Here is a 19,602-nt window from a genome sequence, read left to right as displayed (position 1 = left end):
GGGGACCAGACTCCATTTTGGGCGTTTACGAAACGCATCTCTTTGGGCTATTTCGTAAACTTTAAATCGTAGACGAGTTTCGTAAACTCGTACCGCACTATATGGGCAACTGGCCACTAGTTGTAAGGCTGATTGCATCTGTTCGCGGAAACGAGCATTAAAAAAACGGTCATGCCAGTGCTATGCAACCCCAATGCTGTTACATTGCTCTTGCTTTTCCTTCCACTTTCCTTCCACCACATGACGCTTGTTCCCTATTCAATGGCTTTCCTGGGTGCTTGCCTATTCCTGGGTGGGTGTACTCGTTCCAAAACCCCGGAGCCGGAGTTGCGGCTGCCCCCCGCCACCGCCGTTGGTGCCAATACATTAGGCTTCCAAGTGGACGGACGTGTGTGGACCACCTACGGGCAAACGTGCGTTTTTTCAGGTCCCTGCCATGACAATACGCTTTCGGCCAGGGTCGACCGCGGGCCAGCGGGACTGCCTAGATTGCTCGTGACGACTCGACTTACTACCGCGCAGCACACGGAAGACTTCTTGCTGCAATTGGACTCCGTCCGAGGGCCAGGAAGCTACCGGTGCTCGCCCCAGTTCACCGGCACGGTCAGACCGGTGCCAACCGGATTTGCCCTGCAGGACAACCTGACGACGGAGGCCACCCATCGGCTGGCCCTGAGCACGGCCGCGACCAGCCGCATTGTGCTAACGCAGGTGGACACGGTGCGCCACATCATAGCAGGCACGTTTGAGGGACAACTGCGTCAGACCTGGGCGCCCTACGTGACCAGTGAACTAACACAAGGTCGCTTCGATATCCGCTATTGACGCCAGTTGGGTATCAATAACTAGTGTTCAGGAAAACGGTGATTTAAATAAGCCATTAGGCTTTTAAATCTTGTAAACGGTCCTTCACAGCACAAAAAAACCCGCTCCCTTACTCCACCACCAGCCCGTACTTCTCCAATAAGCCCGGTAGGCTGGCCAGGGCGAAACGGGCCCCTGCGAGGCCGTTGGCTTCGGGGTCGAGGGCGAGGCCGGTGGCGGTGCGGAAATCGGCCCCGGCCAGCTGGGTGTCGTGAAACACGGTGCCGACCAGCGAGCAGTCGGCAAACAGGGCCCCGGTGAGGTCGGCGTTGGTAAAATCGGCCTCGTCGAGGGTGCAGTGGGCGAAGCGGGTGGCCGGCATTTTGCGGCCCCCGAAGGTAGCGTAGCGCAGCTGGCAGTGATCGAAGTGCACGCCAAAAAACAGGTCGCGGCAGGCCCCGAAGGGCACGCCCAGCAGCTTGCAGCCGTCGAAGGCCACGTTTTGCAGGGCGGTTTGGTTGAGCTGCGCCGCGGCCAGGTTGCAGCGCTCGAAGCGGCAGTCGAGGAAGCGCAGGCGGCTGAGGTCGGCCCCGCCAAAGTCGCCACCGATGAAATGGAACTGCTCGAACTCGGGGCCCTCGGCCAGCAGGCGGCGGGCGTCCCAGCGCTCCACCACTTGGTCGGAGGGGAAACGGGTGGGCGGGCGCAGCACAACGGGTTTGCGGGACGGTTTCATGGGCGCAAAAGGCGAACGGTGGGGGCCCAAAAGTAGCACCGCTGGCCGGTATGCTTCACGCGGCGTACCGGCAAGGGCGCGTTTCTTTGCGGCCCGCTTATGCCGTTCCTCTTGCTTGCTTCCGCCTGGCTGGCCGTCGTCGATTCGTACTGGGCCACCTTCATCTACCCCGTGGGGCTGGGCCTGGCCGTGTACCTGGGCAGCTGGCTGGCCCAGCGCCAGTACCTGCGCCACGGGCGGGCCTGGAAGCCGATTGGCGTAGAAGGTGGCATTTTCAGCATGTTCGGCCTGCTGCTTTCCTTCACGATGGTGGCCTCGGGCACGGCCGTCAAAACCCGCGACGCCACGGTGCACGCCGAGGCCAACAGCATTTCCGACCTGCACCGCCAGAGCCAGCTGTACCCGCCGGCGCTGCGGGCCCGGGTGCGGAGGTACTTATTGGCGTCGTTGCGCGACCAGCTGGCCCACCCCACCCCCAACGCCACTGAGTGCCTGCGCCTGGTGCACCGCGCCGACTCGCTCAACCAGGCCTTCGACGCCGGCCTGCTGGCCCACCTGGCCGGGGCCCCCGCGGACCGCCCCGTGGTGCAGCAGATTTTGACGCTGGCGGCCGCCAAAAACGCCAATTATTTCGCCCTGCTCTACACGTTTCGCGAGCGCACGCCGCGCACCATTTTGGTGGCGCTGGTGGTGCTCTCGCTGGCCATGGGCTTTATGATTGGCTTCATGAACCGCTTCCAGGACTACCCCAGCCAGATTATTCCCATCATTTTCGTCGTCGCGGTGGCCGTGCTCGTCACCACCATCCGCGACCTCGACAACCCCGGCCGCGGCGTGGTGACGCCCGACTACGACGACCTCACCAACGTGGAAGCCGTCATTCGCCGGGGGCCCTAGCGGGCCCGGCCCAAACCCCAGGCGCCGTTTTGTAGTTTAGCGCGGATGGGCGGCGCTCTTCTTTTTGTTTCTATGGCTTCTCGCTCTGTTTATTTTGAAAATGCCGCGGGGCGCGTTTGGGAAGAACCCCTGAACTACCTGCGGCTCGATTACTACGCCGCCCCGCGCGAGGAAGTGGCCTTCCGGGCCCTGCTCACGCACGTGCTACAAGCCATGGTGCGGCGAGGCTGGGGCAAAATGCTCATTGACCAGCGCAAAATGGTGCCCTACTCCGACGCCGAGCGCGCCTGGCTGGTGGATGAGTGGCTGCCACGCGCCATCCGCGAGGGCGGCTACCGCTACGGCGCGGTAGTGCTGGCCGAAAGTCCCTTTGCCCGCGTCAGCATGACGCGCCTCGCCTTGGCCTCGCGCGAGTTGGGCAACACCTACAAGACCTTTGATAACGAGGACGACGCCGCAGCCTGGCTCACGCAAGCCGTGTTGGCGCGGTAGCGCAAAGACGCTTTTAAAGCATAAAACAGGGGCCCCAGGCATTACCCAGGGCCCCTGTTTTATGCTCTAAAAGCGTCGCTTAAAAGCCATCCAAATAGGCGCTTAGTGCCGCGGTTTGGCGCGTTCGTACTGCACGGGCCAGGCCACGTCGGCGCGTAGCTCGTGGGCGGCGTGCAGCGGGAAGTAGGGGTCGCGCAGCTCCTCGCGGGCCAGCAGCACGAGGTCGGCCTGGCCGCTGGCCACAATTTCCTCGGCCTGGGCCGCGGTGGTGATGAGGCCCACGGCCCCGGTGGCCACGCCGGCCTCGCGGCGGATGCGCTCGGCAAACTCGACCTGGTAGCCGGGCGTGCTCGGGATTTTAGCGTGCGGCACGTTGCCGCCCGTAGACGTATCGATGAGGTCGGCGCCTTCGGCTTTCAGCACCTTCGCCAGCTCCACCGAGTCCTCGATGGTCCAGCCGCCTGCCGTCCAGTCGGTGGCCGAAATGCGCACCAGCAGCGGCAAGTGATTGGGCAGCAGGGCCCCCACGGCGCGCACCACTTCCACCGTCAGGCGAATGCGGTTCTCGAACGAGCCGCCGTACTCGTCGGTGCGCTGGTTGCTGAGGGGCGAGTAGAACTCGTGCAGCAGGTAGCCGTGGGCGGCGTGGATTTCAATAATCTGGAAACCCGCCGCCAGGGCCCGTACCGTGGCGGCCCGAAAATCGGCGATTACTTTTTGGATACCCGCCGCATCCAGGGCCACCGGCCGCGGGTAGTCGTCGGCGAAGGGCACGTCGCCGGGGCCCACCACCTGCCAACCGCCGAACGTCATCGGCACGGCGCCGCTGCCTTTCCAGCTGGTGTAGGTGCTGGCCTTGCGGCCGGCGTGGGCCAGCTGGATGCCGGGCACGCTGCCCTGGGCCGTGATAAACGCGTTGATGCGCCGAAGGAAATCCACGTGCTCGTCTTTCCAGATGCCCAGGTCGTCGGAGGTGATGCGGGCCTCGGGCGACACGGCGGCCGCCTCAAAAATGATGAGGCCGGCGCCGCCCACGGCCCGGCTGCCCAGGTGCACCAGGTGCCAGTCGTTGGCGAAGCCGTCGACGCTGCTGTACTCGCACATGGGCGACACGACGAGGCGGTTTTTGAGGGTGACGCCGCGCAGGGCGAAAGAATCGAAGAGGGAGGGCATGGAAAGGTGTTCGGAGTGAGCAATCAGATACCCGCAACGGCCCAACCGGCCCCCGGGTTTTTTTAGGGATTCCAAGCCCAGCCGTAGCAACGCGACCCCCGGCCCGGCACGTACAGCCAAGCCGCTCCTCATCTTCCAATCTTTTCGCGTTATGTTCCAAGAATCTTCCACCCCGGCCTTCGTGCCCGGGGCCGATGCCCCCGCGCTGGGCGCCACCGCTGCCTCGCGTCGCCAGTTCATCAACCACGCCGGCCGCGGCCTGCTGGCCACCGCCGTGGCCGGGGCCCTGCCCCTGGCCGCTGCCGAAGCCGCCGACCTGAGCGGCTTCGGCACCCAGGCCCAAACGCCCACCGGCGACCTCGACATCAAGCTGCCGCCGCTGGAGGCCCCCACCGACCCCAAGGCCGGCCCGTTTCCCAACCCCGACGCGCCCGACCAGCGCGTGGGCTTTGCCATTGTGGGCCTGGGCCACCTCACGCTGGCCGAGATTTTGCCCGCCTTCGGGCAGTGCAAGCACGCCAAGCCGGTGGCCCTGGTGAGCGGCGACGCCGACAAAATGGCCAAGGCCGCCAAGCAGTACGGCATCAAGCCCAGCAGCTGCTACTCGTACCAGGCTTACGACCAGCTCAAGGACAACCCCGAGGTGCAGGTCATTTACATTGTGCTGCCCAACGCGCAGCACCATGAGTTTACCATCCGCGGGGCCAAGGCCGGCAAGCACATTCTGTGCGAGAAGCCGATGGCCAACTCAGTGAAGGAGTGCGAGGAAATGATTGCCGCCTGCAACAAGGCCGGCAAGAAGCTGATGATTGCCTACCGCATCCAGTACGAGCCCCTGAACCGGGCCGCCATGAAGCTGGTGCGCGACAAAACCTACGGCAAAACCAAGCTCATCCAAATGATGAACTGCCAGAACCAGGCCCACGACCAGCAGTGGCGCCACAAAAAAGCCCTGGCCGGCGGCGGCTCCTTGCCCGACGTCGGGCTGTACTGCCTCAACACCACGCGCTTTTTGCTGGGCGAAGAACCCACCGAGGTATCGGCCCAGATTTACAGCACGCCCGGCGACGACCGGTTCCGGGAAATTGAAGAAAACGTGAGCTTTACGCTGCGCTTTCCAAGCGGCGTCATCTCGCAGTGCATGACGGGCTACGGCTCGTTCAACGCCAAGAGCTACGCCGTGCACGCCGAAACCGGCACCATCAAAATGGACCCGGCCTTTCCCTACAAGGGCCTCAAGCAGGAGCTGGTGCACGCCCCCAACGGCAAGCAGGTCATCGAGCAGCCCAGCAACCCTGATAAGCAGCAGTTTGCCCTCGAAATGGACCACATGGCCGAGTGCGTGCGCAACAACAAAACGCCCTACACGCCCGGCGAAGAAGGCCTCCAGGACCAGCGCATTATGGAAGCCATCTACCAGTCGGCCAAGGAAAACCGGCCCGTGAAACTAACGGCCGGCGTGGGCAAAACGGACGCCTTCCGGGGCCCCGCGCCCGCCGAGGAACCGGCGTAGCTTTGCCCCGTTTCCCTCACACTGCGGCAACGGCGCGGGGCCCCAGGCCCCGCGCCGTTGCCCTTTCTACCCTTCCAGGTATGATTCCATCTATCCGCACCGTTCGGCAGCAGCACCGGGCCGTCAACGCGCCCATTGCCGGTCTGCTGACCTACCGGGCCCTGCCCACCGATTCGGTCGATTACGTCGACCCTTTTCTGTTCCTCAACCACCACGGGCCCCAGATGTACCGGCCTCATAACCAGGGCCTGCCCTTCGGCCCGCACCCGCACCGCGGGTTCGAAACCGTGACGTTCATCCTGAAGGGCGACATTCTGCACAAAGACAGCAGCGGCCACGAGAGCGTGATTACGGCCGGCGGCATCCAATGGATGACGGCCGGCTCCGGGCTGATTCACGCCGAAGTATCGTCGGATGAGTTCAAGGAAACCGGGGGACCCCTGGAGATTTTGCAGCTCTGGGTGAACCTGCCGGCCCAGTACAAGATGACCGACCCGCGCTACACCGGCCTGCAAGCCAGTGAAATTCCGCTGGTCACGGCCACCGCCGGCGTCACCATCCACGCCGTATCGGGCGAGTGGGCCGGCACCGTGGGGCCCATCGCGTCGCTGGCCGACGTGCAGCTGGCCTGGCTCGATTTGGCGGCGGGGGCCCGGATAACGCTGCCCATCGCGGCGGCGCGCACCATTTTTTTTTACACCGTGGCCGGCCAACTGCGCGCCAACGGCACCGAAACCCAGGCCCGCCAGCTGCTGGAATTCAACCACGACGGCGACCGGCTGACCATTGAGGCCCTCGCCGACAGCGTGCTGCTGCTCGGCCACGCCCTGCCGCTCAAAGAGCCCAAAGTGGCCTACGGCCCTTTCGTGATGAACACCGAGGCCGAAATCCAGCAAGCCTACCAAGACTACCAACTCGGCAAATTTGGCACCTGGAATGGGTAGCAACGCAACCCCGCAACTGCAATAGATAAGGCTGTATTGAAGCAGTAAGGCCTTCGTGCTGAGCCTGCCGAAGCAACTCTCCCCCTCACTAAACAATTTAATTGATTGGCGAGGGGGAGAATTGCTTCGGCAGGCTTAGTACGACGGCCTTGTCTATTTATTATTCGCGGGATTTTAATTAAAAACAATTACCAAATCACGGCCCGGTCGGCTGTGGTGCGCGTCATTTTGCTGCCTTCCTTGCAGCCGAAAGCGGCCTGGAATTGCGGCATGTTCATGATGGGCCCGATGGTGCGGTACTGGTCGGGCGAATGCGGGTCGGTGAGGATTTGCTGGCGCAGGGCCTCGGGCCGGATGTTGGAGCGCCGCAGCTGCGCCCAGCTCAGGAAAAAGCGCTGCTCGGGCGTGAAGCCGTCGAAGTTGGGCCGGGGCCCCGCGCCGTAGCGCTGCTGCAATTGCTTCTCCAGGGCCCCGTACACGACGGTGAGACCGGCGAAGTCGGCCAGGTTTTCGCCCATCGTCAGCTTGCCGTTCACGTGCACCGAGTCGAGGGGCGAAAATTCGTCGTACTGGCGCCCCACGAGGGCGGCGCGCTTCGTGAACTCGGCCGCGTCGGCGGGCGTCCACCAGTCGCGCAGGTTGCCCTGGGCGTCGTACTGGCGGCCCTCGTCGTCGAAGCCGTGGGTCATTTCGTGGCCCATCACCCCGCCGATGGCCCCGTAGTTCACCGCGTCGTCGGCCTTGGGGTCGAAGAACGGCGGCTGCAAGTAGCCGGCCGGAAACACGATTTCGTTCAGCGGCGGGTTATAGTACGCGTTGATGGTGGAGGGCGTCATGCCCCACTCGTTGCGGTCGATGGGGCCCCCAAAGTGGGCCAGCTCCTGGCGGCTGTCCCAGGCGCGGGCGGCCAGCAGGTTTTGCACGTACGAAGCGCGGCTGATGGCGAGCTTCGAATAGTCCTTCCACACGTCGGGGTAGCCGATTTTCACGTGCAGGGCCCCCAGCTTTTTCAGGGCTTCGGCCTTGGTGGGCGCGCTCATCCAGGTGTTGGTTTGGATGTGCTCGGCCATGCTGGCCTTCACGTTGTTCACCATTTCCAGGGCCTTTTGCTTGGCCGCGGGGCTGAAAGCCTGGTCCACGTACAGCTGCCCGAAGGCTTCGCCCAGGTTCTGGTCGGTAGCGGTTTGCACGCGCTTCCAGCGGGCGGGCTGCTGCTTGGCGCCGGTCAGGGCCTGGCTGTAGGCGAAGGCCGCGTCGGCGTAGGCGGCGGGCAGCGCCGGGGCCACCGAGCGCACCAAGTGCCAGCGCATATAGGTCTTGAGGTCGGCCAGCGGCTCGGTTTTCAGCACCGCGTTCAGCTCATCGAAAAACGCCGGTTGGCCCACAATTACCTCTTGGGCCTTACCCAATTGCTGGGCCGCCAGCAGGCGCGTGGGGCCGAGGGCCGGGTAGCGCTTTTGGGCGGCGGCCAGGGCCATTTGGTTGTAGTTAGCCTGCGGGTCGCGCAGCTCCACGCGGGTACGCGAGCCCTTGGCCAAGCGCGTTTCGATGCGCTCCACGGCGGCGGCGTTGCGGGCAGCTTCGGCAGGCTTATCGCCCAACAGGCCAAACACCTGCGTCATATACGTGCGGTACGCGGCTTTCACCTTGGCCGTGCGCGCATCGTCTTTGAAGTAGTAGTCGCGGTCGGGCAGCGTGAGGCCGCCCTGGTCCAGCTGCACCACGTAGCGGGTCGTGTTTTTCTCGTCCACCTGCACCCCACCGCGGAAAAATACGCCCGTCTGCAATTCGTGCGCGTGGGCGATGAGCGCGGGCAGCTGCGCCCGGTCGCGCAGGGCCCCGATGCGGGCCAGCTCGGGCCGCAGGGGCCCCAGGCCGGCCCGCTCAATGGCCGCCGTGTCCATGGCCGCGGCGTAGAAGTCGCCCACCTTCTGGGCGTTCGAGCCGGGGGCGGCGCCGCGGTTGGCGGCCGCATCTTCCAAGATCTGGCGCAACAGTTTCTGGGTGCGCTCGCCGAGCAGGTTGCGGGGGCCCCAGCGCGAGGCGTAGTCGGGCAGCGGGTTATTCTTCAGCCAGTTGCCGCCCGAAAACTGGTAGAAATTGTCGCAGGCTTCCACCGTGCGGTCAAGGTCGGCCACGTCGAGGCCCACGCCTTTCGGGTCGGGCGCGGCGGGGGCAGTAGTGGGGCTGGCGGCCGGCGGGGCCACCGCGGTGGTGGCCGGGGTGCTGCGGGCGCAGCCGGCCAGGGCCAGCGCCGCGGCCGCCAAACCTGCGCGAAGAGGTGCTTTTATCATGTAGCGAAAGTAGAATATTTGACGGAAAAAGCTGTACTAACGCCAGTTAGTTGGGGCCCCAGGGGCAATATTTTTTCTTCATCTGCTAGGATATTCCAGTATTCGCTGAGAACTTGCCGCCGCAAACCCGCCACCGCATGCCCCGCACCAGCTACTTTTTTGGCTTTTATTCTTTCTACGCCGCCGCGTAGAACGAGCCACCGTGTAGCCCACCGCTAGCGCCGCTCGTTCTTCGGGAGGCGCTTTTTTAATGCCCGTTTATTTTGAATCCGATGCTGACCGCCCCCGCTTTTTATTATTTCGGCTACCGCTATTTCTTCTTTTTTAAGAAGAACCGGGCCTGCCGTTGCGGGTGCTAATTGAAAAGCACACCTCCCCAACCAAGCAAGGCCCCGGACTTCCGGCGGCCTTTTTTATTGTCGTTTTTTGCCTCCACTGCCATGCACGTTGCCATCCAGGGTTTCCAGGGAAGTTTCCACCAAGTAGCCGCCCGCCAGTACTTCGGGGCGGCCGCGGCCTTGAATTTCTGCGCCACCTTCGGCGAAGTGGTGGCCCAGGTAGCCGACGGCCGCGCCGACGCCGCCCTCATGGCCATGGAAAACTCGTTGGCCGGCAGCATCCTACCTAATTATTTGCTACTGGAACGGGCCGACCTCACCATTACCGGCGAGGTGTACTTGCCCATTCACCAACACCTACTGGCCTTGCCCGGCACCACGCTGGCCGACGTGCAAGCCGTGCACTCGCACCCCATGGCCCTGCGCCAGTGCGGCGATTTCCTGGCCCAGCACCCCCACTGGCAGTTGGTAGAAACCGAAGACACCGGCCTCAGCGCCCAGCTGCTGGCCGAGCGCCAGACGCCGGGCGTGGCCGTAGTGGCGGGGGCCCAGGCGGCCGCCGCATTCGGCCTGCAATTGCTGGCCCCCGCCATCCACGACGATCCCCATAATTACACCCGTTTTCTGGTGCTGGAGCGGGCCCCGGAAGCCCAGCCCATGACCGCGCCCGACAAGGCCTCGCTGTATTTCTACACCTCGCACGCGCCGGGCTGCCTGGCCCAGGTGCTCACGCTGGTGGCCGCCCACGGCTTCAACCTGAGCAAGTTGCAGTCGTGCCCGCGCCCCAGCCAGCCCTGGCACTACGGCTTCCACGCCGACGTAGAATTTGACAACCCCGCCCAACTGGCCACGCTTTTGCACGAGTTGCCCCACGTAACGGAGGAATTGCGCGTGCTGGGCACGTACCAGCGTGGCAGTATGGAATTCGGGGAATTGGTGACGGAGAATAAAGCGTCGGCAGGTAGTATTTAATTACAGATAGCATTTAATTATGCAAAGCCGTCATGCTCATCTGACGTTCGCGTAGTCGAAGCATCTACCTAGCTAACTAAATGATTAATTACTAATGTAATAGAGATGCTTTGACTACGCGGACATCAGATGAGCATGACGGCCTAATTAATTACCTAATTCAGCTCATCACCTATAAACAATTAACCGAATTAATATGAACGTCTCCGTAGCCAGCCGCCTTGCCCACACCGGCGAATATTACTTCTCGCGCAAGCTGCGCGAGCTGGCGGCCCTCAACGCGGCGGGGGCCAACATCATCAGCTTGGGCATCGGCAGCCCCGATTTGCCGCCGCACCCGAGCGTGACGGCGGCGCTGGCGGCCACGGCGGCACTGCCCAACGCCCACGGCTACCAGAGCTACCAGGGCACGCCGGCCTTGCGCGGGGCCCTGGCCGAGTTTTACCAGCGCCACTACGGCGTGGCCCTCGACCCGGCCACCGAAATCCTGCCGCTGCTGGGCTCGAAGGAAGGCCTGATGCACATCGGGATGACGTTTTTAGAAGCCGGCGACGCGGTGCTCATCCCCAACCCCGGCTACCCGACCTACCGGGCCGTGGCCGAAATCTGTGGAGCGGAGGTGCGCGAGTACGACCTGACCGCCGCCACCGGCTGGCTGCCCGACCTGGGGGCCCTGGCGGCCACCGACTTGTCAAACGTAAAAATGATGCTGGTCAACTACCCGCACATGCCCACCGGCACGCCCGCCGGCCTACCGTTCCTCACCGAGCTGGTGGAATTTGCCCGCGCCCACGACATTCTGCTGGTGCACGACAACCCCTACGGCTTCGTGCTGAACGAGACGCCACCCACGAGCTTGCTCTCGGTACCCGGCGCGAAGGACGTAGCCCTGGAGCTAAACTCGCTCAGCAAGTCGCACAACCTGGCCGGCTGGCGCGTGGGCGCCCTGGTGGGCCGCGCCGACTTGCTAGCCGCCGTGCTTCGCTTCAAAAGCAACATGGATTCGGGCATGTTCCTGCCCGTGCAGCAGGCCGCCGTGGCCGCCCTGGCGCTGGGCGACGACTGGTTTCAGGAGCTAAACGCGACGTACCGCGCCCGCCGAACCTTGGTCATCGAACTGCTGCAAACCCTGGGTTGCGCGCCGGCCCCGGGCCAGGTGGGCCTGTTCATTTGGGCCCCCGTGCCCGCCCACTACGCCGACGGCTATGCCCTGAGCGACGCCGTACTGGCCAAAGCCCGGGTATTTTTGACGCCCGGCGGCATTTTCGGCAGCAACGGGCTGGGTTACATCCGCGCCAGCCTGTGCCAGCCCGAAGCCCTGCTGCGCGAGGCCCTGGCGCGGGTAATAGAAATGCAAAAAGACCGTCACGCGGAACGTAGCGAAGCATCTTTCCCGCTGGTTAATTGATTACTGCCGCAGTAGAGGTGCTTCGCTGCGCGCTGCATGGCCGCTTAATTGCAAACTTCCTACCCACAAACCCGCCTATCCTCACACCTTTCATCATGACCGTTACCATCATCGGCCTCGGACTTATCGGCGGCTCGCTGGCGCTCAGCCTGCGGCAGCACGGGCTGGCTGCGCACCTCATCGGGGTGGAGCAGAGCGCCGAGCACGCGCGCCGGGCCCTGGAACTGGGTTTGGTGGACGAGGTAGAAGCTGACCTGCCCGCCGCCGTGCGCCGCGCTGACCTTGTGGTGGTAGCCGTGCCCATGGACGCCATGCTAACCGTGCTGCCTCAGGTCCTCGACGCCACGGGGCCCCACCAAACGGTGATTGACGTGGGCTCGACCAAGGCGACGCTGCTGGCAGCCGTGGCCGGGCACCCGCGCCGCGGCCGCTTCGTGGCCACGCACCCCATGGCGGGCACCGAGTATTCGGGCCCCGAAGCGGCCGTGCTGGGCCTCTACGAAGGCAAAACGGTGGTACTCTGCGACACCAATCACAGCGACGCCGACGCGCTGCAGCTGGTCGAAAAGCTGTTTCGCGCCCTGCCCATGCGCTTGCTTTACCTCGACGCGCAAGCCCACGACTTGCACACAGCCTACGTGTCGCACATCTCGCACATCACCTCGTTTGCCCTGGCCCTCACCGTGTTGGAGAAAGAAAAGGAGGAGCAGCGCATCTTCGACTTGGCCGGCGGCGGCTTTGCTTCCACCGTGCGGCTGGCCAAAAGCTCGGCGGCCATGTGGGTGCCCATCTTCCGCCAGAACCGGCCCAACGTGCTCGACGTGCTCGACGAGCACCTGCACCAGCTCCAGCACCTGCGCGACTTGCTGGCCCAGGAAGATTACGCCGGCCTGACCGACAAAATTCACCAAGCCAACCACATCCGCAAGACCATTCCCTAATAATTTAGTAATAAAAGGTACAAGCCGGCACAAATGCGGCTAGTTATTCCCTCCGCAAACAATCCATCTCCTCAAACCCATGTTCGACAAGCTCTTCAACCGCCAACCCAACGACAAGCCGTTCCTGATTTCGGGGCCCTGCTCGGCCGAAACCGAAGACCAGGTCATTGAAACCTGCCAGCGCCTAGCAGCCATCGGCAAAGTGCAGGCCCTACGCGCCGGCATCTGGAAGCCGCGCACCAAGCCCGGCGGCTTCGAAGGCGTGGGCGCCAAGGGCCTGCCCTGGCTGAAAAAAGCCAGCGAGCTGACCGGCCTGCCCGTGGCCGTGGAAGTGGCCACCGCCAAGCACGTCGAGGATTGCCTGGCCTTCGGCGTGGACCTGGTGTGGGTGGGCGCGCGCACCACCGGCAACCCGTTTTCGGTGCAGGAAATTGCCAATGCCCTGCGCGGCGTGGACATTCCAGTGCTGGTAAAAAACCCCATTCACCCCGAGCTGGAGCTGTGGGTGGGCGCCATCGAGCGCCTGCAAAAGGCGGGTTTGAAGCAAGTAGGCATGATTCACCGCGGCTTTTCGAGCTACGGCAATACCGATTTCCGCAACGCGCCGATGTGGCACCTGCCCATCGAGATGAAGCGCCGCATGCCCGAGCTGCCCATTCTCAACGACCCCAGCCACATCTGCGGGCGGCGCGACACGCTGTTTGCCGTGGCCCAGCAGGCCCTGGACCTGGACTTCGACGGGACCATGATTGAGAGCCACATCGACCCCGACAACGCCTGGAGCGACGCCAAGCAGCAAATTACGCCCGAGGTGCTCGGCCAGCTCATCACCGACCTGGTGTGGCGCCACGAAACCACCGACAAGGCGGAATTCCTGACGGCATTGGCCGGCTTGCGTGAGCAAATCAACAACCTCGACGCCGAGGTAATGCAGCTGCTGGGCCGCCGCATGGCCGTGGCCGAAAAAATCGGCCAGTACAAGAAAGAAAACGATATCACCATCCTTCAAACCGCCCGCCTCAACGAAATCATGGAGCGCAGTAAGCGCCAGGGGGCCCAAGTAGGCCTCACCGAAGACTTCGTGGAGCGCTACATGGAAGCCGTACACCTGGAGTCGGTGATGCGCCAGGAGCGGGTGATGAACGGCTAGGCACCGGCGCGGCGGCCCAGCCACTGCCCGACCCGCGGCCGGCAAAAAAATTTAAAAAAAGTGTTCTTAATGGCCATTAAGAACACTTTTTTTTGAAACCCGGGAAAAATCAGGTTCGTAAAAATCCCTAAGTCGGCAACGACTTTCATCCTTCTCAACCTTTTTTCTAACCTTAACTTTTTCACGTCATGGCCATTCAAACGTATCAGGATTCCTTCGGGAACCTCGTGCCGCAGACATTCTCCACCATGCTTGACCGCTTCTTCAACGATTCGGTGGCAGGACGGAGCCGGGTGGCGGCGTTCTCGCCGCAGGTCGACGCTTACGAGACCGAAAAGGGCTACCAAGTGGAGGTGGCGCTGCCCGGCCTCAAGCAAAACGACATTAAAGTAGACTTCCGCCAGGGCCGCCTGACCATTTCGGGCGAGCGCAGCTTCCGCAACGACCAGAACGACCGCCGCTACCACGTGGTGGAAAGCTCCTACGGCTCGTTCCAGCGCTCGTTTCAGTTGCCCGACACCGTGAACCCGAGCCAAATCGAAGCCACCTTTGAGGATGGCATCCTGCACGTGACGGTGCCCAAGGACGAGCAGAAGACCATGCGCCACCAAATCCAGGTGAAGGGTAGCCAGCCCGCCAACGGGCCCGCACCGGAACGCCTTAGCCAGCAAGCCGCCGAGGGCGCGCAAGATACCAGCGCCCGGGTAGCCAACGCCCAAGCGGCCAGCGCGGCCAGCGCCGGCGGCTCCCAGTCCACCAGCAGCGCCAAAGGCAAGGCCCAGTTGGCCGCGAACACGGTCAACTAGCTGTTAATTAACCGGTTATGAGCAAGAAGGGCGCTCCAGCTGGAGCGCCCTTCTTATTTGGTATCTGGCCGGGGCCCAAACGGTGGTGCGGGCCCTGGCCGCGCCGCCGTTATTCCTGGCCGGCCAGCAAATCTTCGAACGTTTGGCGGCGGCGGATTTGCCGCAACTCACCGTTTTCGAGGAGCACTTCGGCGGGGCGCACGCGCGAGTTGAAGCTGCTGCTCATCTCGAAGCCGTAGGCCCCAGCGTTGTGGAAGGCCAGCAGGTCGCCCTCGCGCACTTCGGGCAGGCGGCGGTCCCAGGCGAAGGTGTCGGTTTCGCAGATATTACCCACCACGGTGTACACCCGCTCGGGGCCGTCGGGGTGGCTCAGGTTGCTGATGTGGTGGTAGCTGTCGTAGAACATGGGCCGAATCAAGTGGTTGAAACCCGAATCGACGCCGGCGAACACCGTGGCCGGCGTTTGCTTCACCACTGCCACGCGCACCAGTAGAAAACCGCTTTCGCTCACCAAGTATTTGCCCGGCTCGAACCAGGCTTGCAGCGGCCGGCCGTACTCCTTCTCAAACTCGGCGAAGGCCGCTGTGACGCGGCGGCCCAGCTCGGCCATGTCGGTGGCCACGTCGCCGGGCTTGTAGGGCACCTTGAAGCCCGAGCCCAAGTCCAGAAACTCCAGGTCGGGGAAGCGGCGGGCGGCCTCAAAAAGCACGTCCAGGGCCCTCAGGAACACGTCCACGTCCTTTATTTCGGAGCCCGTGTGCATGTGCAGGCCCTTTACGTTCAAGCCAGTACCTTTCACCACGCGCTCCAGGTGGCGCATCTGGTGGATGCTGATGCCGAATTTGCTGTCGATGTGGCCGGTGGAAATCTTGTAGTTGCCGCCCGCCTCGATGTGCGGGTTCAGGCGTATGCACACCGGGTAGCTGCCGCCGTACGTGGTGCCGAAGCGCTCCAGCATCGAAATATTATCGATGTTCAAGTGCACGCCCAAGTCCTTGGCGGCCACAATTTCTTCAAACGTGACGCTGTTGGGCGTGAAAAGGATATTTTCGGGCGCAAAGCCGGCGTGTAGCCCCAGCTTCACTTCGTTGAGGCTCACGCAATCGAGGCCTGCGCCCAGGCCCCGGATGTGGCGCAGAATGGCTTGGTTACTGAGGGCCTTGCAAGCGTAGAAAAAGCGCGTGGAGTGGCCAGTAAAGGCCGTTTCCAACTGGTGAAACTGCCGGGCGATGGTTTCGGCCTGGTACACGTAGAGCGGGGTGCCAAACTGCTCGGCAGCAGCCAACAGGCTTTCGGCGGGGATGGTAGCGGACATAGACCACAAAAGTACGGCCGCCCCGCCCGCCGAACGATTCAAAAAGCTGTTTTTCGGATTATGCTGAGTTTGCCGAAGCAGCTCTCCCACTGAGTGAATGGTTGCTGCCGCAGGAGAGCTGCGTTTACAAGCGGGCGCCAGACGAGTATAATAGCCAAAAACAGCTTTCCTTACTTTAAACTTGCTCCTGTTCTTCCCTAGCTCATGCCCGATACCCTGCCCGAAGTGTGGCTCCGGGGGCCCCTGCCCGCCGTACCGCCGCTGCTTCAGCCGGTGGCCCACGCCCTGCTGCAAGCCCAGGCCGACGTAGCCGCCGCCCTCGCTCCTTTTCCCGCCGCCCAGTTGTGGGCCCGGCCGGCCGGCGTGGCCTCGGTCGGCTTCCACCTCCAGCACCTGGCCGGCGTGCTCGACCGCATGCTCACCTACGCCCAATACCAGCCCCTAAGCCCCGCCCAGCTCACCTACCTGGCCGCCGAAGGCCACCCCGCGCCCGATGCCGGGGCTCCTGCTGCGCAAGTAGCAGCGCTGCAAAAAGCCTTCGGGGATAAAGTGCAGCAGGCCCTGGCCCAGCTGCACCTTACCCCCGAAAACACGCTGACCGACTACCGCCCGGTGGGCCGCGCCGCCCTGCCGTCCACCGTCATCGGCCTGCTGGTGCACGCCGCCGAGCACACCCAGCGCCACGTGGGCCAGCTGCTCGTTACGGCCCGCATTTTGGCCGGCTAGGGGCCCTACTGGGCCACCGGCTGGCCTTGGGCGTTGAAGTACAGCTTGTACGTTTTGCCACCGTTTTCAAATTCTGCGGCGTAATACCCAGCTTGTTTTTTATCCTCGTAGATGGAATTCAACTTGGCGTTGGGGTACGTCTGCTTGATGTATTCACGCACGGCTGCTTCGGCAGCGGTATGAGCCGGTGAAGCAGCCGTGAATACAATATTATGCTTCTTGTTGAAAGCCAGCACTTCTGGTGAGCCCTCCATGCTTTTGGTGGTGATGAGGATTACGCCGCTGCCCGTGGCCTTGCCGGTCAATTCCTCGGCTTGCTTGCCCTTTAGCACGTTGATGTAACCAATATCACCCGGATTCATGGCGCTGAGGGCGTCGGGGGCCGCCAGCTTGCCGTCCACGTAGTACACGACGTCGGCCGGCAGCGGCTTTTTGGGTTCGTTGGCCACCACCGTGGGCGTCACGGTTTGGGCGTGGGCCCCGGCGGCGCCCAAGGCCAGCGCCACAGCCAGGGGCCCCACCAGGGCACGGCGTAAGCTCAACGAACAGGCGAAAATGAGTTGGTTATGCATGGGAATGAATAAGTTGCGTGGGTGGAAATGGGAAAAGGAGAAATTGTAAATTACTCGGTCACGGGCTGGCCTTGGGTGTCAAACACTGCATACTGTGGCCGGCGGCCCTTCGTCACCTCCACTCGGTAATTGAGATGGCCCGTTTTAGCGTTTTTCGTCTCCATCACGCCCGTAATCCGGCTGTCGGGGTAATTCTTGGTGATGTAGGCCAGCGCCGGCGCCGCCACGTAGCTGATAGATACTTCGCGGCCGGCGGACGGGGCCGTTTGGGCGGGGCCCGCCACCGTGGCATTCGCAGGAGCAATGGATGCGTACACCGGCACTTGGCGCTGCACTTTGGCATTGAACGCCATTACCTCCGGTAAATGCTCGCCGGCTTTAGTAGTGATGAGGATCACACCATCCGCTCCGGGATTACTACCGAGAAAATCGTTAGCCTGTGCCCCCTTCAGCACATCGATGCTGGCAATATCCGTTGGCTTTACGGCACTGTTTAACTCGCTGCCAACCAGTTTACCGTCGACGTAGTAAACGGGTTGCTTAGGGGCTGTGGGCTTTGCTTGCACTTGCGCGACAGGGGTTGGCTCGGGGCCCCCGTTGCGCGTTAGCGTTCCCACACCCTGGCCGTCAATTCCCATACGGTTCGGGGCCACGCGCCGCACTTTTTCGTTGAAGGCCACCACGGCGGGCTCCGCCTTTTTGGCCTCGGTAGTGATGACGTAGGCACTTTTGTTGGCTCCTAGCAGCGGGCGCGCCTGCCTGGCGGGCACTACGCGCACGCTGGCCACGGCGGCTGGGTTCACTTGGGAGATGGTAGCGTAGCTGCTCGCCTGGCCATCAACGTAGTACGCGGCCGGGCCGGCTAGCTTCAGCACCGTGGTACCGGCATTGTTGGTGATGGCGAACGACTCATCAGCCGGAGTGGCTGGATTCGGGGCGGGCTGCGCGTGGGCGGCCGAATAGGCCAGCGCGGCGGCCACCACCAGGGGCCCCGCCAGGGCGTAGCGCAGCAGCTGCAAACGATTGGAAACGGGCTGGTTCATCATCAGAATGCGGTTTTTGAGGGTGGAAAGCGAGAAGGGCGACACCAAGGCAGGGCTGCCCGCGGCGGGGCCCAACCGGAGCAGGCTGTACTGGTAGGCACGGCGGTCGAGGCCGGTGCGCAGGGTGGCCGCGTCGGCTAGGTATTCGAGGTTGTCGAGCAGGGCGCGGCGCAGCAGCCACACCGCCGGGTTCAGCCAAAACACGGCCGTGGCCACGTGCGCCAGCAGCACGTCGAGGGTGTGGGCCTGGCGCACATGGGCCTGCTCGTGGGCCAGCACCGCGGCCAGCTCGGCGGGGGCCGGGTGCGGCGCCGGCAAGTAGATGGTGCGGCCGAAGGAAAATGGGCCGCCCCCGCCGGCCAGTTGCCGGTACGCCACGCCGCCGGGGGCCCCGGCGGGCCGGGCCGCCCGGTGCAGCCGCGCCAGCGACAGCAGCTGCACCACTAGGCGGCCCAGCAGCAGCGCCACCCCGGCCGCGTAGGCGGCCAGCAGCCACGCCGGCCAGTCGGGCCCCGGGGCGGGAAGTGCCGCCGCGGGGGCCCCGGCGGGCAGCTCGGCCAGTACCCAGGCCACGGCGGGCGCGGGCGCGGCGGCTGGCCACAGCGCTGGCATCGGCAGGGCCGGGTAGGCGGCGGCAAAGAGCAGCGCAAACGCCAGGTACGCCCGGTTCAGGGCGAAAAACGTGAGCGGGCGCAGCAGCCCGAAGTACGCCGCCGCGAACAGCAGCAGCACCGCGTGGGCCTTGAGCAGGTAGAGCAGGGGCGCGGACGGCATGGCTACTCGGCCTTTTTATCGCCGCCCTCGATGAGGCGGAGAATGTCCTGCAAATCGGCGGCGCTGATCTTTTCCTCCTTCGCAAAAAAGGATACCAGCTCCTTATACGAATCCCGGAAGTGCTCCTTCACCAGGGCCCCCAGCGAGCGGCGCTGGTAGTCTTCGGCCGATACCAAGGGGCTGAAGCGGAAGGAGTTGCCGAGCTTTTCGGCGTGCACGTAGCCCTTGCGCTCCAGGTTGCGCAGGGTACTGGCCAGCGTGGTGTAGGGCGGGCGCGGGGCGGGCAGGCCGTCGAGCACATCCTTCACAAAGGCCCCGCCGGGCAGGGGCCACAGGGCTCGCAGGGCGTCTTCTTCGGGTTGGGTGAGGCGTTCCATCAGCATTATTACGATTGTTTCGTAAATCTACGAAATAATCGTAATAAGTGTTCCTCTTCGCCCGAAATATTTTTATCACCGCTGGCTAGGCCTGTTTTACGAAAGGCATGCTTAAGGCACCTTACCCCGCCCCCGCCGCCCATAAAATGGCTCTAAAATGGGCGTGGCCGCTGCCGAACTCCGCCTTAGGACGCGGATTCGACTATGAGCGACCGATTTAGAGCAGTTTTGGGCCCCCGTGAGGTTCCGGCGGCGATTTCTGTACACGGAATACGAAACCGCCCTGGGCTGGCAAACGCGCCAGTAGGCTGCTTTCTGTAGGTTCTT

17 protein-coding genes are annotated in these 19,602 nt (G+C 63.4%); 10 read left to right on the top strand and 7 right to left on the bottom strand.

The features are described 5' to 3' along the window. Positions 1-934 precede the first annotated feature (934 nt). A complete protein-coding gene (locus tag AXW84_RS22735; protein ID WP_068238718.1) occupies positions 935-1,540 on the bottom strand; it encodes a pentapeptide repeat-containing protein in 606 nt (201 codons plus the stop codon). Between the two features lie 111 nt (positions 1,541-1,651). Between AXW84_RS22735 and AXW84_RS22730 the strand changes: the two genes are divergently transcribed. Then, complete coding sequence (locus AXW84_RS22730; RefSeq protein WP_157887200.1) at positions 1,652-2,437, top strand: bestrophin-like domain; 786 nt, start codon at positions 1,652-1,654, stop codon at positions 2,435-2,437. Between the two features lie 72 nt (positions 2,438-2,509). After that, positions 2,510-2,929 carry a hypothetical protein gene (locus AXW84_RS22725; RefSeq protein ID WP_068238714.1) on the top strand — a complete coding sequence of 140 codons (420 nt, stop codon included), beginning with the start codon at positions 2,510-2,512 and terminating at the stop codon, positions 2,927-2,929. 102 nt (positions 2,930-3,031) lie between these two features. Here AXW84_RS22725 and AXW84_RS22720 read toward each other — a convergent pair whose 3' ends face one another. Next, a complete protein-coding gene (locus tag AXW84_RS22720) occupies positions 3,032-4,102 on the bottom strand; it encodes an NADH:flavin oxidoreductase/NADH oxidase (RefSeq protein WP_068238711.1) in 1,071 nt (356 codons plus the stop codon). A 151-nt stretch (positions 4,103-4,253) separates the two neighbouring features. Between AXW84_RS22720 and AXW84_RS22715 the strand changes: the two genes are divergently transcribed. Both AXW84_RS22715 and AXW84_RS22710 read left to right on the top strand, forming a co-directional pair. Further along, positions 4,254-5,615 carry a Gfo/Idh/MocA family protein gene (locus AXW84_RS22715; protein WP_082774068.1) on the top strand — a complete coding sequence of 454 codons (1,362 nt, stop codon included), beginning with the start codon at positions 4,254-4,256 and terminating at the stop codon, positions 5,613-5,615. An 80-nt stretch (positions 5,616-5,695) separates the two neighbouring features. Beyond that, on the top strand, positions 5,696-6,559 hold the full coding sequence (locus tag AXW84_RS22710; RefSeq protein ID WP_236943204.1) for a pirin family protein: 864 nt from the start codon (positions 5,696-5,698) through the stop codon (positions 6,557-6,559). A 188-nt stretch (positions 6,560-6,747) separates the two neighbouring features. Here the strand turns inward: AXW84_RS22710 and AXW84_RS22705 are convergent, their stop codons facing one another. Next, positions 6,748-8,853 (bottom strand): M13 family metallopeptidase, encoded by a 2,106-nt coding sequence (locus AXW84_RS22705; protein ID WP_068238709.1) that lies wholly within the window; start codon positions 8,851-8,853, stop codon positions 6,748-6,750. A 440-nt stretch (positions 8,854-9,293) separates the two neighbouring features. Between AXW84_RS22705 and AXW84_RS22700 the strand changes: the two genes are divergently transcribed. The 5 genes from AXW84_RS22700 (at position 9,294) to AXW84_RS22680 (ending at position 14,468) form a co-directional block, all read left to right on the top strand. Continuing rightward, on the top strand, positions 9,294-10,163 hold the full coding sequence (locus AXW84_RS22700; protein WP_068239935.1) for a prephenate dehydratase: 870 nt from the start codon (positions 9,294-9,296) through the stop codon (positions 10,161-10,163). Between the two features lie 196 nt (positions 10,164-10,359). Beyond that, positions 10,360-11,571 (top strand): pyridoxal phosphate-dependent aminotransferase, encoded by a 1,212-nt coding sequence (locus AXW84_RS22695; RefSeq protein WP_068238707.1) that lies wholly within the window; start codon positions 10,360-10,362, stop codon positions 11,569-11,571. A 95-nt stretch (positions 11,572-11,666) separates the two neighbouring features. After that, positions 11,667-12,512 carry a prephenate dehydrogenase gene (locus AXW84_RS22690; protein ID WP_068238705.1) on the top strand — a complete coding sequence of 282 codons (846 nt, stop codon included), beginning with the start codon at positions 11,667-11,669 and terminating at the stop codon, positions 12,510-12,512. Between the two features lie 79 nt (positions 12,513-12,591). Next, positions 12,592-13,662: a chorismate mutase gene (locus tag AXW84_RS22685; RefSeq protein WP_068238703.1), complete on the top strand. Its 1,071-nt coding sequence runs from the start codon at positions 12,592-12,594 to the stop codon at positions 13,660-13,662. A 188-nt stretch (positions 13,663-13,850) separates the two neighbouring features. After that, the gene (locus tag AXW84_RS22680) at positions 13,851-14,468 is read left to right on the top strand and encodes an Hsp20/alpha crystallin family protein (RefSeq protein WP_071892455.1); all 618 of its coding nucleotides are present in this window, start codon (positions 13,851-13,853) and stop codon (positions 14,466-14,468) included. Positions 14,469-14,577: 109 nt separating this feature from the next. Here AXW84_RS22680 and lysA read toward each other — a convergent pair whose 3' ends face one another. Beyond that, on the bottom strand, positions 14,578-15,783 hold the full coding sequence (lysA, locus tag AXW84_RS22675) for a diaminopimelate decarboxylase (protein WP_068238701.1): 1,206 nt from the start codon (positions 15,781-15,783) through the stop codon (positions 14,578-14,580). Between the two features lie 204 nt (positions 15,784-15,987). On the opposite strand from lysA, the gene AXW84_RS22670 reads away from it, so the two are divergent. Continuing rightward, positions 15,988-16,509 (top strand): DinB family protein, encoded by a 522-nt coding sequence (locus tag AXW84_RS22670; RefSeq protein WP_068238699.1) that lies wholly within the window; start codon positions 15,988-15,990, stop codon positions 16,507-16,509. A gap of 5 nt (positions 16,510-16,514) precedes the next feature. Here AXW84_RS22670 and AXW84_RS22665 read toward each other — a convergent pair whose 3' ends face one another. The 3 genes from AXW84_RS22665 to AXW84_RS22655 are packed head-to-tail and all read right to left on the bottom strand — an operon-like array spanning position 16,515 to position 19,275. Continuing rightward, entirely contained in the window at positions 16,515-17,081 is a 567-nt protein-coding gene (locus AXW84_RS22665; RefSeq protein WP_068238697.1) for a hypothetical protein, read from the bottom strand. 50 nt (positions 17,082-17,131) lie between these two features. Next, positions 17,132-18,898, bottom strand: coding sequence for a M56 family metallopeptidase (locus AXW84_RS22660; protein ID WP_068238695.1), 1,767 nt, complete (start codon positions 18,896-18,898; stop codon positions 17,132-17,134). Positions 18,899-18,900: 2 nt separating this feature from the next. Next, the gene (locus AXW84_RS22655) at positions 18,901-19,275 is read right to left on the bottom strand and encodes a BlaI/MecI/CopY family transcriptional regulator (protein WP_068239933.1); all 375 of its coding nucleotides are present in this window, start codon (positions 19,273-19,275) and stop codon (positions 18,901-18,903) included. Positions 19,276-19,602: the final 327 nt, after the last annotated feature.

The organism is Hymenobacter sp. PAMC 26628, assembly GCF_001562275.1.
Taxonomy (GTDB): domain Bacteria; phylum Bacteroidota; class Bacteroidia; order Cytophagales; family Hymenobacteraceae; genus Hymenobacter.
The sequence above is the reverse complement of the archived record's forward strand: the minus strand, read 5'-3'. Positions and strand labels throughout refer to the sequence as shown.

Excerpts from the sequence above, each read along its gene's own strand:
- AXW84_RS22735 (WP_068238718.1), bottom strand. The coding sequence starts at position 1,540 with ATGAAACCGTCCCGCAAACCCGTTGTGCTGCGCCCGCCCACCCGTTTC.
- AXW84_RS22725 (WP_068238714.1), top strand. The coding sequence starts at position 2,510 with ATGGCTTCTCGCTCTGTTTATTTTGAAAATGCCGCGGGGCGCGTTTGG.
- AXW84_RS22720 (WP_068238711.1), bottom strand. The coding sequence starts at position 4,102 with ATGCCCTCCCTCTTCGATTCTTTCGCCCTGCGCGGCGTCACCCTCAAA.
- AXW84_RS22715 (WP_082774068.1), top strand. The coding sequence starts at position 4,254 with ATGTTCCAAGAATCTTCCACCCCGGCCTTCGTGCCCGGGGCCGATGCC.
- AXW84_RS22710 (WP_236943204.1), top strand. The coding sequence starts at position 5,696 with ATGATTCCATCTATCCGCACCGTTCGGCAGCAGCACCGGGCCGTCAAC.
- AXW84_RS22705 (WP_068238709.1), bottom strand. The coding sequence starts at position 8,853 with ATGATAAAAGCACCTCTTCGCGCAGGTTTGGCGGCCGCGGCGCTGGCC.
- AXW84_RS22700 (WP_068239935.1), top strand. The coding sequence starts at position 9,294 with ATGCACGTTGCCATCCAGGGTTTCCAGGGAAGTTTCCACCAAGTAGCC.
- AXW84_RS22695 (WP_068238707.1), top strand. The coding sequence starts at position 10,360 with ATGAACGTCTCCGTAGCCAGCCGCCTTGCCCACACCGGCGAATATTAC.
- AXW84_RS22690 (WP_068238705.1), top strand. The coding sequence starts at position 11,667 with ATGACCGTTACCATCATCGGCCTCGGACTTATCGGCGGCTCGCTGGCG.
- AXW84_RS22685 (WP_068238703.1), top strand. The coding sequence starts at position 12,592 with ATGTTCGACAAGCTCTTCAACCGCCAACCCAACGACAAGCCGTTCCTG.
- AXW84_RS22680 (WP_071892455.1), top strand. The coding sequence starts at position 13,851 with ATGGCCATTCAAACGTATCAGGATTCCTTCGGGAACCTCGTGCCGCAG.
- lysA (WP_068238701.1), bottom strand. The coding sequence starts at position 15,783 with ATGTCCGCTACCATCCCCGCCGAAAGCCTGTTGGCTGCTGCCGAGCAG.
- AXW84_RS22670 (WP_068238699.1), top strand. The coding sequence starts at position 15,988 with ATGCCCGATACCCTGCCCGAAGTGTGGCTCCGGGGGCCCCTGCCCGCC.
- AXW84_RS22665 (WP_068238697.1), bottom strand. The coding sequence starts at position 17,081 with ATGCATAACCAACTCATTTTCGCCTGTTCGTTGAGCTTACGCCGTGCC.
- AXW84_RS22660 (WP_068238695.1), bottom strand. The coding sequence starts at position 18,898 with ATGCCGTCCGCGCCCCTGCTCTACCTGCTCAAGGCCCACGCGGTGCTG.
- AXW84_RS22655 (WP_068239933.1), bottom strand. The coding sequence starts at position 19,275 with ATGGAACGCCTCACCCAACCCGAAGAAGACGCCCTGCGAGCCCTGTGG.